The 14,242-nt window shown below is 55.7% G+C and carries 16 protein-coding genes; 7 read left to right on the forward strand and 9 right to left on the reverse strand.

Going from position 1 to position 14,242, the window contains the following annotated elements; genetic code table 11:
- The first annotated feature begins 36 nt into the window (after positions 1-36).
- The 3 genes from Q0O33_RS04350 to infC all read left to right on the forward strand — a co-directional run bounded on the left by Q0O33_RS04350 (position 37) and on the right by infC (position 4,235).
- Positions 37-1,404 carry an MATE family efflux transporter gene (locus Q0O33_RS04350; RefSeq protein ID WP_295496553.1) on the forward strand — a complete coding sequence of 456 codons (1,368 nt, stop codon included), beginning with the start codon at positions 37-39 and terminating at the stop codon, positions 1,402-1,404.
- Positions 1,405-1,488: 84 nt separating this feature from the next.
- Positions 1,489-3,549: a thioredoxin family protein gene (locus Q0O33_RS04355; protein WP_295496555.1), complete on the forward strand. Its 2,061-nt coding sequence runs from the start codon at positions 1,489-1,491 to the stop codon at positions 3,547-3,549.
- A gap of 167 nt (positions 3,550-3,716) precedes the next feature.
- Entirely contained in the window at positions 3,717-4,235 is a 519-nt protein-coding gene (gene infC, locus Q0O33_RS04360) for a translation initiation factor IF-3 (protein WP_295496558.1), read from the forward strand.
- A gap of 7 nt (positions 4,236-4,242) precedes the next feature.
- Here the strand turns inward: infC and Q0O33_RS04365 are convergent, their stop codons facing one another.
- From Q0O33_RS04365 to coxB, 9 genes are read right to left on the reverse strand one after another with little or no spacing between them, the layout of a single operon-like run.
- Positions 4,243-4,998, reverse strand: a complete 756-nt coding sequence (locus Q0O33_RS04365; protein ID WP_366048244.1) for a sulfite exporter TauE/SafE family protein — start codon at positions 4,996-4,998, stop codon at positions 4,243-4,245.
- The gene (locus Q0O33_RS04370) at positions 4,995-5,576 is read right to left on the reverse strand and encodes an SURF1 family protein (RefSeq protein WP_295496561.1); all 582 of its coding nucleotides are present in this window, start codon (positions 5,574-5,576) and stop codon (positions 4,995-4,997) included. Before Q0O33_RS04370 ends, Q0O33_RS04365 begins: the two co-directional genes overlap by 4 nt.
- Complete coding sequence (locus tag Q0O33_RS04375) at positions 5,573-5,959, reverse strand: DUF983 domain-containing protein (protein ID WP_295496564.1); 387 nt, start codon at positions 5,957-5,959, stop codon at positions 5,573-5,575. Before Q0O33_RS04375 ends, Q0O33_RS04370 begins: the two co-directional genes overlap by 4 nt.
- On the reverse strand, positions 5,960-6,847 hold the full coding sequence (locus Q0O33_RS04380; RefSeq protein ID WP_295496566.1) for a cytochrome c oxidase subunit 3: 888 nt from the start codon (positions 6,845-6,847) through the stop codon (positions 5,960-5,962). It lies immediately after the preceding gene.
- 37 nt (positions 6,848-6,884) lie between these two features.
- Positions 6,885-7,451 carry a cytochrome c oxidase assembly protein gene (locus tag Q0O33_RS04385; RefSeq protein WP_295496570.1) on the reverse strand — a complete coding sequence of 189 codons (567 nt, stop codon included), beginning with the start codon at positions 7,449-7,451 and terminating at the stop codon, positions 6,885-6,887.
- Entirely contained in the window at positions 7,451-7,606 is a 156-nt protein-coding gene (locus tag Q0O33_RS04390; RefSeq protein WP_185739837.1) for a hypothetical protein, read from the reverse strand. The genes Q0O33_RS04385 and Q0O33_RS04390 overlap by 1 nt, the downstream gene beginning before the upstream one ends.
- A complete protein-coding gene (locus tag Q0O33_RS04395) occupies positions 7,603-8,508 on the reverse strand; it encodes a heme o synthase (RefSeq protein ID WP_295496575.1) in 906 nt (301 codons plus the stop codon). The genes Q0O33_RS04390 and Q0O33_RS04395 overlap by 4 nt, the downstream gene beginning before the upstream one ends.
- A 49-nt stretch (positions 8,509-8,557) precedes the next feature.
- The gene (gene ctaD, locus Q0O33_RS04400; RefSeq protein ID WP_295496579.1) at positions 8,558-10,225 is read right to left on the reverse strand and encodes a cytochrome c oxidase subunit I; all 1,668 of its coding nucleotides are present in this window, start codon (positions 10,223-10,225) and stop codon (positions 8,558-8,560) included.
- A gap of 14 nt (positions 10,226-10,239) precedes the next feature.
- Complete coding sequence (coxB, locus tag Q0O33_RS04405; RefSeq protein ID WP_295496582.1) at positions 10,240-11,328, reverse strand: cytochrome c oxidase subunit II; 1,089 nt, start codon at positions 11,326-11,328, stop codon at positions 10,240-10,242.
- A gap of 228 nt (positions 11,329-11,556) precedes the next feature.
- On the opposite strand from coxB, the gene pyrE reads away from it, so the two are divergent.
- Genes pyrE through lepB form a run of 4 tightly spaced genes read left to right on the forward strand, consistent with a single transcriptional unit; the run spans position 11,557 to position 14,229 of the window.
- On the forward strand, positions 11,557-12,135 hold the full coding sequence (gene pyrE / locus Q0O33_RS04410) for an orotate phosphoribosyltransferase (protein WP_295496585.1): 579 nt from the start codon (positions 11,557-11,559) through the stop codon (positions 12,133-12,135).
- A complete protein-coding gene (locus Q0O33_RS04415; RefSeq protein ID WP_295496588.1) occupies positions 12,132-12,878 on the forward strand; it encodes a pyridoxine 5'-phosphate synthase in 747 nt (248 codons plus the stop codon). Before pyrE ends, Q0O33_RS04415 begins: the two co-directional genes overlap by 4 nt.
- A complete protein-coding gene (gene acpS / locus Q0O33_RS04420) occupies positions 12,875-13,285 on the forward strand; it encodes a holo-ACP synthase (protein WP_295496591.1) in 411 nt (136 codons plus the stop codon). The genes Q0O33_RS04415 and acpS overlap by 4 nt, the downstream gene beginning before the upstream one ends.
- Positions 13,282-14,229, forward strand: a complete 948-nt coding sequence (gene lepB, locus Q0O33_RS04425; RefSeq protein WP_295496594.1) for a signal peptidase I — start codon at positions 13,282-13,284, stop codon at positions 14,227-14,229. Before acpS ends, lepB begins: the two co-directional genes overlap by 4 nt.
- Positions 14,230-14,242: the final 13 nt, after the last annotated feature.

Raw genomic sequence — 14,242 nt, forward strand, 5'->3', positions numbered from 1 at the left:
ACGCCCGCCCATCAACGCGACCTGACCATTGGTCCAGTGGCCAAGACCTTGTTCCTGTTCGCGCTGCCGTCGCTTGGCGTGAACATTCTCCAGTCGCTGAACCATTCGGTTAATTCGGTGTGGATCGGTCAATTTTTGGGTGAGGAGGCGCTGGCTGCGTCGGCCAATGCAGGGCTCATCATGTTTTTGATGTTATCCACTTTGTTCGGCTTCACCATGGCGACGACCATTTTGATTGGCCAGAATATGGGCCGCCGCGACGTCGAATCTGTCCGCCGTATCATGGGTACCGCATTCGGCATTTTCCTTGCAGCTGGCCTTGTCACTGCGGCGGCTGGCTGGATCTTTGCGCCCCACATGCTGCGCCTGATGGCAACACCGGAAACAGTCTATCCGCTCGCACTTGCATATTTACGCGTCATCTTTCTGTCGATGCCAGCCTCATTCGTCATGGTGCTTGTTGCGTCATCCCTGCGCGGTGTGGGGGATTCGGTGACGCCATTTTGGAACACGGTGCTGAACGTGGTGCTCGACATCATCTTAAACCCGATTTTCATCTTGGGCTTTGGCCCCATACCCGCAATGGGTATCGCTGGATCGGCACTGGCGACCATCCTTGCCGGCCTGATTAGCTTGGGCCTGCTGCTGCGCAAGGTCTATGCGCTTGACCTGACCATCCGCCTGCGCGGGCATGAGTTGAAATGGCTTCAGCCAGATGCGCGGTTCTTGAAACCGATTGCGCGCATGGGCCTGCCGATGGGCCTGTCGATGATCATCATGTCGGGCTCTGCTGTGGTGATGATTGGCCTCGTCAATCGGGAGGGCGTAAATACAACTGCGGCATTTGGCGTGATGAACCAGCTTTGGAGCTATGTGCAGATGCCAGCGGTCGCCGTGGGCAGCGCCGTCAGCGCGATGGTCGCGCAGAATATCGGCGCCAATAAATGGGACCGCGTTGGCCGCGTCGTGTGGTCGGGGATTGGGATTAACCTGCTATTGGCAGGGGTGTTGATCTTACTCATGACCTTGTTTGCTACGCCATTGCTTGGCCTGTTCCTGCCAAGCGGCAGCCCCGCCATCGATATCGCTATTCACATCAACCATATCATTGGGTGGACCTTCGTCCTGATGGGCGTGTCGGTTGTTGTGACCTTTGCCGTGCGTGCAAATGGCGCCGTGCTTGCGCCGCTCCTTATTCTGATATTCAGCGCCGTTTTGGTGCGTTTCAGCTTCGGCTTCGGCCTATACGACCGTTTTGGCGCGGATGCCATTTGGGGGTCATTTGTCGCGACCGCGATTGCATCCTGCATCCTGTCGATTGCCTATTATCTGCATGGCGGCTGGAAAAAGGCCAAGGCGATGCCATCTATGGGGGCGGGCCCCATGCAACTGGGGTCTGAATAATCCGCTGTCCTATATAGAGTGCATTGTGCCATTAAGCTTTACATGAAACGCAACGCCACCCTGTCGCCAGAATTTACGAGGCCTATGCATATCGCGTTGCGTCTGTGCCTGTTCCTGCTGGCGCTGTTTGTCGCGGCGGGCATGGCGCATGCGCAAGTGCCACCCCAATATGTGCGTGCGTCGATGGAAACCGAGACACAAAGCCCCGCGCCCGGGGATATTGTGACCGTCGCGATTGTCATGGACCCGAAACCCGGTTGGCATGATTATTGGGTGAACCCGGGTGATGCCGGAACCCCGCTTAAGTTGTCATGGATATTGCCCGCGGGTGTCAGCGCTGGGCCCATCCGTGCGCCCGTGCCCGAAACCCTTATCGTCAGCGGTTTCATGAACCATATTTACAAGGCAAAGCATGCCTTTCTGGTGGATCTTAAAATTCCGCAAAGCGCCATTGTTGGGCAAAATTTGGACATCAAGGTCAACGCGCGCTGGTCGGCCTGCTCCGATCTGGTCTGCGTGCCCGAAAGCGCAACATTGTCAGCACCCATGACCATTGGTTCCGGAACCATGGCCAAGCCCGACCGCGCGCGTTTTGATGTGTGGCGCAGCGCATTGCCCGTGCCGCTGGACCGCAAGGCGCTCTACGCCATTGAAGGCAACCGCATTGATATCGCTATCCCCTATCCACGCAGCGCCGACGCAAGTCGCGTTTGGTTTTTTGCGCAGAGCGAAAATCTGTTCCGCTACGCCGCCCCGCAAACGGCGCGACGAAGCGGCGATTGGTTGATCGTCAGTGGCGAAGTGAAAGAGCCCTTTGCTGGCGAGATTGAGGGCCTATTGCGTTTCAACGATGCGCAGGGGCTTGAGGTGCGCGCTACGCCCGGTACTATCCCAACAGGCGGGGCAGCCATATCCATTCTGGATAAAGGTGCAGCAGCTGAGGGGCAAGAACCCGCACTTGGCTTTGGCTGGGTACTCGCTTTCTCGGTGCTTGGCGGCTTGCTCCTGAACCTGATGCCTTGCGTATTCCCGATATTGGGATTGAAAGCGTTGAGCCTTGCCAAAATGGGCGGTGATGAAGGCGAAGCGCGGCGTGATGCCGTTGCCTACACCGTCGGCATCATCCTGAGCTGCCTTGTGCTGGGTGGTATCATGCTGGCCTTGCGCGCCGCGGGCGAAGAGGTGGGCTGGGCCTTCCAGTTACAAGATCCCGCAATTGTGTTGCTGCTGTTGTTGCTCATGGTTGCGGTTACGGCCAATCTGGCTGGCGTGTTTGACGTCGGCGGTATCGGTGCAGGCGAAAAACTGACGCGCCAGGGCGGCATGTCCGGGTCATTTTGGACAGGCGTGCTGGCGGCGGTGGTCGCAACACCCTGTACAGGGCCATTCATGGCGGCCGCCATGGGCGCGGCTTTGTTGTTGCCCGCAAGCCTGGCACTGCTGATTTTTGCAGGCCTTGGCCTTGGCCTTGCTCTACCCTTTCTTGCCATTGCGTTCATCCCACTTTTGCGCAAACGCATGCCCCGCCCCGGTCCATGGATGGTCCGCTTCCGTCAGTGGATGGCGGTCCCCATGGCGCTCACATCCTTAGCGTTGTTGTGGCTGCTATATCAGCTGGCGGGTTTTAGCGGCGTGCTCATTGGTGGTACGGCGGCGTTAATCATATTGTCGCGGCTGTTTGAGCTTGGCCGGAAACAGAAAAGCGGCGCGCCGCGCAAGATTGTGGTTGGGGCCATATTGGGTATCACCGTCGCTGCTTTACTCATCATGGACAGTGCCGCCATGGAGGCGCCCGCGCCGCAGCCGATGAAAGAAGGTAGCGTAGCGTTTGATGAAGAGCGTTTGGCCAGTTTGCGCGCGGAGGGTAAGCCCGTATTTCTCTACTTCACCGCCGACTGGTGTGTGACGTGCAAAGTGAATGAGAAGGCTGCGATCGACCGCACGGAAACCAGCACAGCCTTTGCCAAAGCAGGTATACGGACGATGGTGGGCGATTACACGCGCAGAGACCCCGATATCACGCGCTTTTTGGCCAAGCATGGCCGTTCAGGCGTGCCCTTATATCTCTATTATCCGCCCAATGCCGATGCGCGGGTGTTGCCGCAAATCTTGACTGTGGCCGACCTGACAGCGTTGTCGGAATAAAAACCCGGCCAAATTTGCCCCGCGCCGATGGGCTTTCGCGTCACACAGTGCAACAAAAGCAGGGGTTGTGCTGCTAAAGCCTTTATCTGCCGACAAATTGTCTGTATTGGCGTTGCCGAACATCACAAGGAGTATCGACTATCGCCACCCCGCCTACCCGGCGCGCTATGACCCCACCTGTAAAAAGTGGACCGCGCTACAATAATCTAATAACCGTTGAAAAAGTGCGGGTCATTGATGATGACGGCGAGAATCTGGGTGTCATGTACACCCGCGAGGCGATAGCACAGGCTGCGGAAGTTGGGCTCGATCTGGTGGAAGTTTCCCCGAACGCTGATCCCCCCGTGTGCAAATTTCTGGATATCGGCAAGTTCAAATATGAGGCCCAGAAAAAGGCCAATTTAGCACGCAAGAGCCAGAAAACCCAGGAAATCAAAGAAATCAAGATGCGTCCGAACATCGATGACCATGACTATATGGTCAAGATGAAGAAGGTAGCCGAATTCATCGAAGAAGGTGACAAGGTCAAGATCACACTGCGTTTCCGTGGCCGCGAATTGGCGCACCAACAATTAGGTATGATACTGCTTCAACGTGTTCAGGCGGATACGACCGAGACCGCAAAAATCGAAGCGCATCCCCGCATGGAAGGTCGCCAGATGCTGATGGTGCTGTCGCCCAAATAAGGCGCAGTCACCAGATGGCTTGCCGAATCAGTTCGGCACCGATGATGACCATCAAGAGATTGATAATGACGTTGAATCGCGCGGGCGAAACGCGTTTGACCAGTCGCACGCCCGCTAATGTGCTCAATATAGCAAGCGGTAGGAATATCGCCGTCAACGTCATATTCTGCACGTTGAACTGCCCCAAAGCGGCATAAGCGGGCACTTTGAGCCAATTGATGATGGCAAAGAATATCGACGATGTGCCGATGAACACCAGATGCGGGAAATTGCGCGACAGGGCCCAAATCTGAAAGGGTGGCCCGCCGGCATGGGCAATCTGGCTCGTGAAACCAGCCACGCCCCCCATGATGGTGCCTATCCATTCAGGCGCAGGGCCTGCCAGCTTCACTGGTCGGCCTAATAGAGGCAGAAGGCGGTAGGTACCGAAAGCCAGCGCAATGACGCCTACAAACCCGCGCACGGCGTCTGCAGGAATGACCGAGGCCAGATACCAGCCCATGAAAATGCCGACCACTGCGCCGGGTAAGGTGAGCAGCAAGGTGCGCGCGTCATAACTGTCCCGGAATGCCCAGACACTGACGGCATCTTGAACCATCAGGATCGGCAACAACATCCCCGCAGCGGCCACGGGATCCATAACCAACGCCAGCAAAGGGATGGCGGCCGCCCCCAGCCCTGCAAAGCCGCCCTTGGCAAGACCCACCAGGATGACGGCAGCGCCAGCGACAATGTAAAACAGGAGATCCGTCGGCAGGTTCAAGACGCTTTGGTGCGCTTTCGAAGCGCGAGAATGTAGATGATGGTCGCAGCGGCGGCAAAAATGAACCACTGGATGGCGTAAAGCAGATGGTTGTTGGGGATCTGACTTGGCGACGGCTCCGCCAATATCTCCACGCCGTCGGCCGCATCTGTTGAAACAAGCTTTATGAGCTGCGCGCTGTCTGGTGCGATGATACCCTGAACTGCACCACCGCCCCATTTTGGTGATTGTGGCCGTTCGGACCAGCCAAAAGCCACTTTGGCATCGGGGCCATCGGCTTCGCCGATCTGGCAAAACGCAACATGGGCAAAGCCTGCTTTGCCGGCAGCATTGGAACCCGAGACTGTTTCAATCTTCACCACGCGCCCGCATAACAGGCTAGAACGGCGAAACAGCGGCAGTGCCGCAGGATCGGGAACTTTTGGCCAAACCACGGCTGGCAAGCCCACCGCCGATTCATAACGCGACAGCAAGGCGTCTTTCTGTTCCTTGCGTTGTAACTGCCAGATACCAAGGCCGATCATCGTGGCCACGGCAAGGGCAACCAATAAGGTCGGAATAACGGGAAGGCGGTTCATAGAAGATCACTCTTTCCAGCTTCTCGCGCGCGGTTGTGATGCTCCGCAGCCAAAAGCGCGGCTTTTGCCATACGCAAGGTTATAATGGTAAGCGCCGCGGTAAACGGCACCCAAATGATGACATGCACCCAAAAGGGCGGTCGAAAGGCGGAATCGACGAACAACGCGAGTATGATTATCAGTGCGCCAATGACTAAGGTGAGCAAAGCAGCCGGACCATCGCCGACATTATAGCTGCTGAAATCAAGGTCGCAGTTCGCGCATGTGTCGGCAAATTGACCAAGCCCGGCAAACAGCGTTTTATGCCCACATTGGGGGCAGAGACCAAAAAGGGCAGCCTTAGCAATGCTGGGCTGCCCTTCTATGGATTGTGCTGGTTTCATTTACGCGTGCACTGGTGCGCCCCAGCCACCCCAGATGTAAATCGCGATGAAGAGGAAGAGCCAGACGACATCGACGAAATGCCAATACCAAGCAGCAGCCTCAAAACCGAAATGCTGCTTCGGTGTAAAATGGCCTTTGTAGGTGCGTGCAAGGCACACAATCAAAAAGATCGTTCCCACAATGACGTGGAAGCCATGGAAGCCAGTCGCCATGTAAAAGGCAGTCCCATAATTCAATCCGCCAAAGGGAAAAGGTGCGACGGCATATTCATAAGCCTGAATCGCGCTGAACAGCAGGCCGAGCAAGATAGTCAGCCACAGACCCTTTTTCAGACCTTCACGGTCGCCATGGATCAGCGCATGGTGCGCCCAAGTCACGGTGGTGCCCGAACACAATAGGATCAATGTGTTGAGTAAAGGAAGCTTCATCGAATCAAGGACTTCGAGGCCCTTTGGCGGCCATTGCATCAACGCCGCAGCACCCTCTTGGCCGATCAAATTGGTGACCGTAAACGCATGGGTTTCGGGGTCTATGACGATTTCCAACGGTACCGGAAACAACGAATAATCAAACCATGCCCAGAACCAGCCAACGAAGAACATGACTTCAGATGCAATGAACATGATCATGCCGTAGCGCAGGTGCAATTGCACCACAGGCGTATGGTCGCCCGATTGCGCCTCATTTACGACATCCGCCCACCAGGCATAGAATGTATAGATGACGGCGATCAAGCCAGCGCCAAAAACCAGGCTGCCATATGCAAACTGTTCGGGATGCATCCACATCACCAACCCAAAAAACATCGTCAGGGCCGAAAACGAACCGAATAGCGGCGTAATGCTCGGTGGCAAAATATGATAATCGTGATTTTTGGCACCCGCCATGGTCAATTCCCTGTAGTCTTATCGATTAACAAATGTCTTAGCTACCGTTCGCCGTCTGGTCCACTATGTTTGGCTTCTCGACAGGATAGAAAGTGTAACTAAGTGTGATTTCTTCAATGTCCTTGGTTTCCGGGTCGGTCATAATCTTCGGATCGACATAGAATAGGACCGGCATGCGGACCTGTTCACCGGGTTTCAGTGTCTGTTCGGTAAAACAGAAGCACTGAATCTTGTTAAAATACTGGCCGGCAAGCGCTGGCGTCACGTTGAACGTGGCCGTGCCAGTGACTGGCTCATTGGAGAGATTCTTCGCAATATAGATCGACATATCCTTTGCGCCGATGCTGACAGTCTCGGTCGGACGCTCAGGTTTGAACTCCCAAGGCAGGCCGCCGCGCTGATTAGCGTCAAAGCGCACCACAATCGTTTTGTTGGAAACCGGAACAGTAGCGGCCTGTGCGGCGTCCACGCGCATCGTGGTGCCGCCAAAGCCAGTCACCTGACAGAATAAACGATATAAAGGCACCGCCGCGAAACCGACGCCCACCATAGAAACAGCAAGCCCAGCAGCAAGGAAACCCGTCTTTACATTAGATACAGCCATCAGCCCCAGACTCCCACTTTCACCACAGTGATTAAGAAGAACAAGATACACAATCCGACCAAAGCAATGCCCATCACACGCGAGCGTCCCGCTTGGCGTTTGCGGATAATGGCCGTTTCTTCGGCGGTATAAGCAGACGGCTCATTCTGGGTCATGATAGTACCATCCGGTCAAAGGCGAAAATTGCAAAAAGGAGAAACAGGTACAGGATCGAGAAAGCAAAAAGCTGCTTCTCCGGCTTCATCGCAGCCGCGTCAGTGGCCTCGTTTTTCCAGACCCGGAAAGCCAATACCAAAAACAGAAGGTTCAGGACAATGGCGGCCGCGCCATAGACCCAGCCTGTTTCGGCCAAAGCGAACGGCAGTATCGCCGTCGCTGCCATGGGAAAGCTATAGCCAAAAATCTGGTTACGCGTAACCCGCTGCCCCTTCACATTAGGGAGCATGGGAATTCCAGCAGCGCCATAATCCGTTTTCATAAACAAGGCGAGCGCCCAGAAATGTGGCGGGGTCCATAAGAAAATGATCGCGAAAAGGAGGATTGGCAAAAGCGTAACGTCGCCCGTCACCGCCGCCCATCCAATGACGGGAGGAAATGCGCCCGCAGCGCCTCCAATCACGATATTTTGCGGCGTATGGGGCTTCAACCACAGCGTGTAGACAATCGCGTAGAAGAAGATCGAGAAAGCCAGCAGGCCAGCGCATAACCAATTGACCGCAACGCCCATGATGCCCACCGAGAAAGCGGCAAGGCCAATGCCAAAGTTCAGCGCAGACGCGCGTTCCATGCGGCCTGCAGGCAACGGACGGGCGGCCGTGCGCGCCATTTTGGCGTCAATGTCCGCTTCGAAATATTGGTTCAGTGCACCACAGGCACCTGCACCCAAGGCAAGGCACAGTATCGCGGTAAAGCCAATCACCGGATGAATGCTACCGGGTGCCGCCAATAATCCGCAGAGCGCCGTGAACACGACAAGCGACATGACCCGGGGCTTAGTCAAAGCCCAGAAATCGCGCCACTCGGCTGGCAATATAATGTCACGCGTCGCGGTTGTCATGCCTGTTCCCAAACGTTCGAGACGTTCAAAGCGGGCGAACCGCCGCCGGTTACTTTATAACCGGCAGCGTTTCGAACTGGTGATATGGTGGCGGGCTTGTCAGCGTCCACTCAAGTGTGGTCGCACCTTCACCCCAATAATTGTCTTCTGCACGGCGGCCAGCGACCAACGACCAGATGACATTGACGAAGAAAATCAGCACCCCAACGCCCATGATCGCATATCCGAACGAAGCCACGCCGTTCCAATACGCAAAGGCCTCAGGATAATCAGGGTAACGACGCGGCATGCCCGAGTTTCCAAGGAAGTGCATCGGGAAGAACAGGACGTTCACGCCGATGAAGAATATCCAGAAGTGCAAATGACCCAGGAATTCGTTCAAGTGGCGACCCGACATTTTGCCGAACCAATAATAGAAGCCAGCGAAGAGCGAGAAGACCGCACCCAGCGACAACACATAATGGAAGTGGGCGACAACATAATAAGTGTCATGCAAGTTATCATCGAGACCGCCATTGGCCAGCACAACGCCCGTCACGCCACCGACGGTGAACATGAAGATGAAGCCCATGGCCCATACCATCGGCGTCTTGAAGCTAACCGAACCGCCCCACATGGTTGCAATCCAGCTGAAGATCTTAATACCGGTGGGCACCGCAATCACCATCGTTGCCGCGGTGAAGTACATTTTCATGTCGACGCTCATGCCCGTGGTGAACATGTGGTGCGCCCAGACAACAAAGCCAACGACGCCAATCGCGACCATGGCATAAGCCATGCCGAGATAGCCAAAGACCGGCTTGCGGCTGAAGGTGGCGACGATTTGGCTGATGATGCCAAAACCGGGCAAAATCATAATATACACTTCGGGATGGCCGAAGAACCAGAACAGATGCTGATACAATACAGGGTCGCCGCCGGCCGCCGCATCGAAGAATGCGCCGCCAAAGTTACGGTCAACCAAAAGCATGGTGATCGCCGCCGCCAATACGGGCAAGGCGAGCAACAACAAAAATGCAGTGACCAACACCGACCACACGAACAATGGCATTTTGTGCAGGGTCATGCCTGGCGCGCGCATGTTGAAAATGGTGGTGATGAAGTTGATGGCGCCCAAGATCGACGCTGCACCCGCCAAGTGAAGCGAGAAAATGGCCATGTCGACAGCGGGCCCAACCGAGCCTGAAGTGGACAGCGGGGCATAGACCGTCCAGCCAGTGCCTGCGCCAAGTCCGGTACCGCCGGGTACAAAGCTTGAGCCAAGCAACATGATGAAGGCCACAACGGTCAGCCAGAAGCTGATGTTGTTCATGCGTGGGAACGCCATGTCTGGCGCACCGATCATCAAAGGCACAAACCAGTTACCAAAGCCGCCAATAATGGCGGGCATCACCATGAAGAATACCATGATCAAGCCATGGGCGGTGATCAGCACGTTCCACATATGATAGGCTTCATCGAGCGACGCTTCCTTGCCAGCCATGATCGATGCCCAGCCTTGCAGATATTGGATGCCAGGAGCAGCAAGCTCCATACGCATCAAGCCCGAAATCGCACCACCGATGATCCCAGCGAAAATTGCAAAGATCAGATACAGTGTTCCGATATCTTTATGATTGGTCGACATGAACCAACGGGCGAAAAAGCCCGGCTTGTGGTCCGCGTCATGATGGTCATGCGCGTGGAGGTCGGTACCTGTGGCAGCAATGGTTGTCATCCGTCTAGGCCTTCTTAATTGGTCGGAGCTGCTGCGGGTGCAGCAACGATTTCAGTGGGGGTCGCGGCTGCAGCAGGCGCCGCAGGTGCAGGTTTTTCTTCGCCGGGCATTGATCCGCCTTGTGCCTTCACCCAAGCTGCAAATTGCGCGGGCGGAAGTGCTTCCACCACAAGCGGCATGAATGCGTGACGTGCGCCGCATAGTTCGGAACATTGGCCGAAATAGACGCCAGGCTTCGTAATTGTGATCGATTTTTCGTTCAACCGGCCGGGAACGGCGTCAAGTTTGAACCACAATGACGGCACGGCAAATGCGTGAATAACGTCGGCTGCAGTTGTTTGAATACGCAAGGGTACACCAGCAGGAACAACCATACGATTGTCTACTGCCAACAGCTTTGGCCCGTCATTTTCAGTGCGGAAACGCTCGCCCTTGGCGACATCGCTCTCTTCTTTCAACATGTTCGATATAACTTCGAACCCGCCATGGTCGGGATATGTATAGCCCCAATACCATTGATAGCCAGTTGCCTTAATCGTGACGGCCTCTGCCGGTGCTGGCTTAAATTGCTTGGCCAACAGATCGAGCGACGGGTAAGCGATGCCCAAGAGAATGAGCACAGGGACTAATGTCCATACGACTTCGATAAAAGTATTGTGCGTCGTCTTTGATGGCACTGGGTTGGCGCGGCGGTTGAAACGCACGATCACCCAAAGCAGAAGGCCAAGAACAAACAACGAGATGATGGTGATGATCGGCAACAGGATCGCGTTGTTGATCCATTTGGCGTATTGGCCGTTTTCGGTGAATTGTTCCTGAAAATCCACTTCCTTCGGCTTTGGCATGCCAACGCTATCTTCATAATTGGGGCGCATCGGCGTATAGCCCGGCAATGACCCGTCCATGGATTTCGGCGCAGCTTCGGTTGGCGCGGCCGTGTCGGTGGCGGGTGCAGCCGTGGTTGCCGCAGCAGGCGTTGCAACAACTGGTGCAGCCACTTCCTTCGTCAATGGCGCTGGCGCAGGATTCTCTGGCTGCGCCATCGCCAATGACGGCATGGTCATTGCAGCGAAGACAACCAGTAATTTCTTCAACATATTCATCTACTTGGCCCCGTATCCTTGGTGCGGCGCAGGAACTTTGCGCATGTCTAGTTCACCCGTGGGTGGCCGGACTTGCGCGACCTATAGTCGCGCTAACCTCAACCCTCAAGCGGTCGATTTAATATTTTTAGCATTTAAATGCACCACTCTTCTACCTATTTGCGTTGCAATCCGTTAAACCGGACATGCAAAAGACGACATTGGCCAACAAGGAAAATTCTCCCCATCATGACTGAAGATGAAATACTGTCGGAATTCCGTAGCGTCGACGCGCTGCTTGAAGGGCATTTCTTACTATCGTCCGGCCGGCATAGCGCTTATTATCTACAATGTGCGCGCCTGTTGATGAACGCCGAACGTGCGGGGCGCATTGCGCTTGCGATCAGCCAAAAAATGCCACGCGAAGTGCGTTCGGAGGTTCAGGCGGTCATTTCGCCCGCTATGGGCGGTATCATCATCGGCCATGAAATGGGCCGTACGCTGGGTGTTGATGCCATGTTTGTGGAGCGCCCCGACGGCGTTTTTGGTTTGCGTCGTGGCTTTACGCTCGCGCCCGGCACCAAAGTCCTCATGGTTGAAGATGTTGTCACTACTGGCCTGTCTTCACGAGAAGCCATTGCCGCGATCGAAGCGGCTGGTGGCATTGTTATCGCCGCCGCATCTGTAGTGGATCGTTCGGCGGGCACTGTTGATCTGGGCGTGCCGTTCTACCCGCTGATCCAGTTGAACTTTCCGACCTACGCGTCCGATGAACTACCGCCTGAGCTCGCCGCAACCGAAGCGGTAAAGCCCGGTAGCCGGAAGTGACTACGCAAGCGCCCACGCCACACCGCTTACGCTTGGGCGTGAACATCGACCATGTCGCGACCATTCGCAATGCGCGCGGCGGCGTGCATCCCGATCCGATGCGGGCGGCGCACATGGTTGAGGCGGCTGGCGGTGATGGCATCACCGTACATTTGCGTGAAGACCGCCGGCATATTCGCGACGCGGATCTAGACACAATTATGCGGGAAATCCGTTTGCCCATTAATTTGGAAATGGCGGCAACGGATGAGATGCTTGATATTGCCCTTCGGCATAAACCCAATGCCGCGTGCATCGTTCCTGAACGGCGCGAGGAGCGGACGACCGAGGGCGGTTTGGACGCAGCTGGGCAGCATAATCAGCTCGCGCCCATCGTCACGCGGCTCACCGACGCGGGCATCAGGGTAAGCTTGTTCATTGAACCTGAAGCGCGCCAGATTGAAGCCGCTATGCGCCTGAAAGCAGATATCGTTGAATTCCACACGGGAAAATACGCCCATCTGGAAGGTGAGGAGCGCGAATTGGAGTTACGCCGGATTGCCGATGCTGCGGCTCTTGCGGCAAAGAACGGGATCGAGCCCCATGCGGGCCATGGGCTTACTTTTGATAATGTGCAGCCCATTGCCGCCATTCCGCAATTTGCCGAACTGAACATCGGGCATTATCTCATCGGTGAGGCCATTTTCATTGGTTTGGAAGAAAGCGTGCGTAAAATGCGCGCGCTTATGGACCTTGCCCGATGATCATTGGGCTGGGTTCCGACCTATGTAATATCGACCGCATCGCAAAGTCGATCGAGCGCTTTGGTGCGCGATTTGAAAATCGTGTTTTCACCGACGTAGAACGCGCCAAGGCGGCAAAGCGCCCATTTACCAAAGCGGGAACCTATGCGAAGCGCTTTGCCGCCAAGGAGGCCTTTTCAAAAGCCGTGGGAACCGGTTTCAGACATGGCGTGTTTATGAAGGACATTGGCGTCGTCAATGGGCCTTCTGGTGCGCCGACCCTATCCCTGACAGGCGGTGCAAAAGCGCGGCTCGACGCAATGATTCCTTCAGGCTATGAAGCCCATATTCATGTGACACTGACCGATGACCATCCATGGGCACAGGCATTTGTCATTATAGAAGCGTTGAGATCGCAAAAGGCATGACCAGTTTGACCACCGACGAAACCAGCACTTCGGCAACACCGCCAAAACCTGCACCTGAAAAGCAAGGCTGGGCCGCCGCAACTTGGGCGGAGATCAAAGGCATGTTCTGGCTTTTACTTGCCGTGCTTGCCTTCCACAGTTTCATTGCAAAGCCATTTTACATCCCGTCGATCTCGATGATGCCAACCTTGCTGGTGGGAGACCGGCTGTTCGTGAGCAAATATCCTTATGGATGGAGCCATGTGTCGCCGACGATACCGAATCCTGTTGCCATCTTCCGCTGGCTGGTGTTGCGCGAAGAGGTAGACACCTTGGCCGTGCCGTTGCCGGAGAGCAACACGCGCATCTGGGGCAAAATGCCGAAGCGCGGGGACATTGTCATATTGACGCCAAAGGGCAAATATCAAGACTGGATCAAGCGCGTTATTGGCTTGCCGGGTGATACCATCGCCTTGCGCGCGGGCCAGATTTTCCTGAATGGAAAGCCTGTGAAACAGGAAGCCCAGCCCGACCTGATCTTGCCAGTCGACGCCAACGGCCCTTGCAATGACTATGATTTTCCGGGCGCACTGAGGCGCGGTGATGACGGCGTGTTGACCTGCCATTTGCCCATCATGCGCGAAACCCTACCCAACGGGGTACAATATGACACCATTGACGCGCGCAGGCGCGATACCGATGACATGGCGCCAGTGAAAATCCCTGCCGGCCATGTTTTCCTGATGGGGGATAACCGCGATAACAGCTCCGACAGCCGCGTGGCAGCAGAGCTTGGCGGCCTTGGCGGCCCCGTATCTTGGGATCGCATCGGTGGCCGTGCCGAGATCATTACCTTCTCGGTTGATGGGAGTACGGGCCTAAATCCGGCAAGCTGGTTCAGCGCACTGCGCGGTGATCGCGCGGGCGACAGCTTGCGTCCTGAAAAGGTCGGCCAAGGTGAGTGATGCCGCACCTCTT

Origin of the sequence: Sphingorhabdus sp. EL138 (genome assembly GCF_945862485.1) — a bacterium.
Lineage (GTDB): Bacteria > Pseudomonadota > Alphaproteobacteria > Sphingomonadales > Sphingomonadaceae > Sphingorhabdus_B.

Excerpts from the sequence above, each read along its gene's own strand:
- Q0O33_RS04355 (WP_295496555.1), top strand. The coding sequence starts at position 1,489 with ATGCATATCGCGTTGCGTCTGTGCCTGTTCCTGCTGGCGCTGTTTGTC.
- infC (WP_295496558.1), top strand. The coding sequence starts at position 3,717 with ATGACCCCACCTGTAAAAAGTGGACCGCGCTACAATAATCTAATAACC.
- Q0O33_RS04370 (WP_295496561.1), bottom strand. The coding sequence starts at position 5,576 with ATGAACCGCCTTCCCGTTATTCCGACCTTATTGGTTGCCCTTGCCGTG.
- Q0O33_RS04375 (WP_295496564.1), bottom strand. The coding sequence starts at position 5,959 with ATGAAACCAGCACAATCCATAGAAGGGCAGCCCAGCATTGCTAAGGCT.
- Q0O33_RS04380 (WP_295496566.1), bottom strand. The coding sequence starts at position 6,847 with ATGGCGGGTGCCAAAAATCACGATTATCATATTTTGCCACCGAGCATT.
- Q0O33_RS04385 (WP_295496570.1), bottom strand. The coding sequence starts at position 7,451 with ATGGCTGTATCTAATGTAAAGACGGGTTTCCTTGCTGCTGGGCTTGCT.
- Q0O33_RS04390 (WP_185739837.1), bottom strand. The coding sequence starts at position 7,606 with ATGACCCAGAATGAGCCGTCTGCTTATACCGCCGAAGAAACGGCCATT.
- Q0O33_RS04395 (WP_295496575.1), bottom strand. The coding sequence starts at position 8,508 with ATGACAACCGCGACGCGTGACATTATATTGCCAGCCGAGTGGCGCGAT.
- ctaD (WP_295496579.1), bottom strand. The coding sequence starts at position 10,225 with ATGACAACCATTGCTGCCACAGGTACCGACCTCCACGCGCATGACCAT.
- coxB (WP_295496582.1), bottom strand. The coding sequence starts at position 11,328 with ATGAATATGTTGAAGAAATTACTGGTTGTCTTCGCTGCAATGACCATG.
- pyrE (WP_295496585.1), top strand. The coding sequence starts at position 11,557 with ATGACTGAAGATGAAATACTGTCGGAATTCCGTAGCGTCGACGCGCTG.
- acpS (WP_295496591.1), top strand. The coding sequence starts at position 12,875 with ATGATCATTGGGCTGGGTTCCGACCTATGTAATATCGACCGCATCGCA.
- lepB (WP_295496594.1), top strand. The coding sequence starts at position 13,282 with ATGACCAGTTTGACCACCGACGAAACCAGCACTTCGGCAACACCGCCA.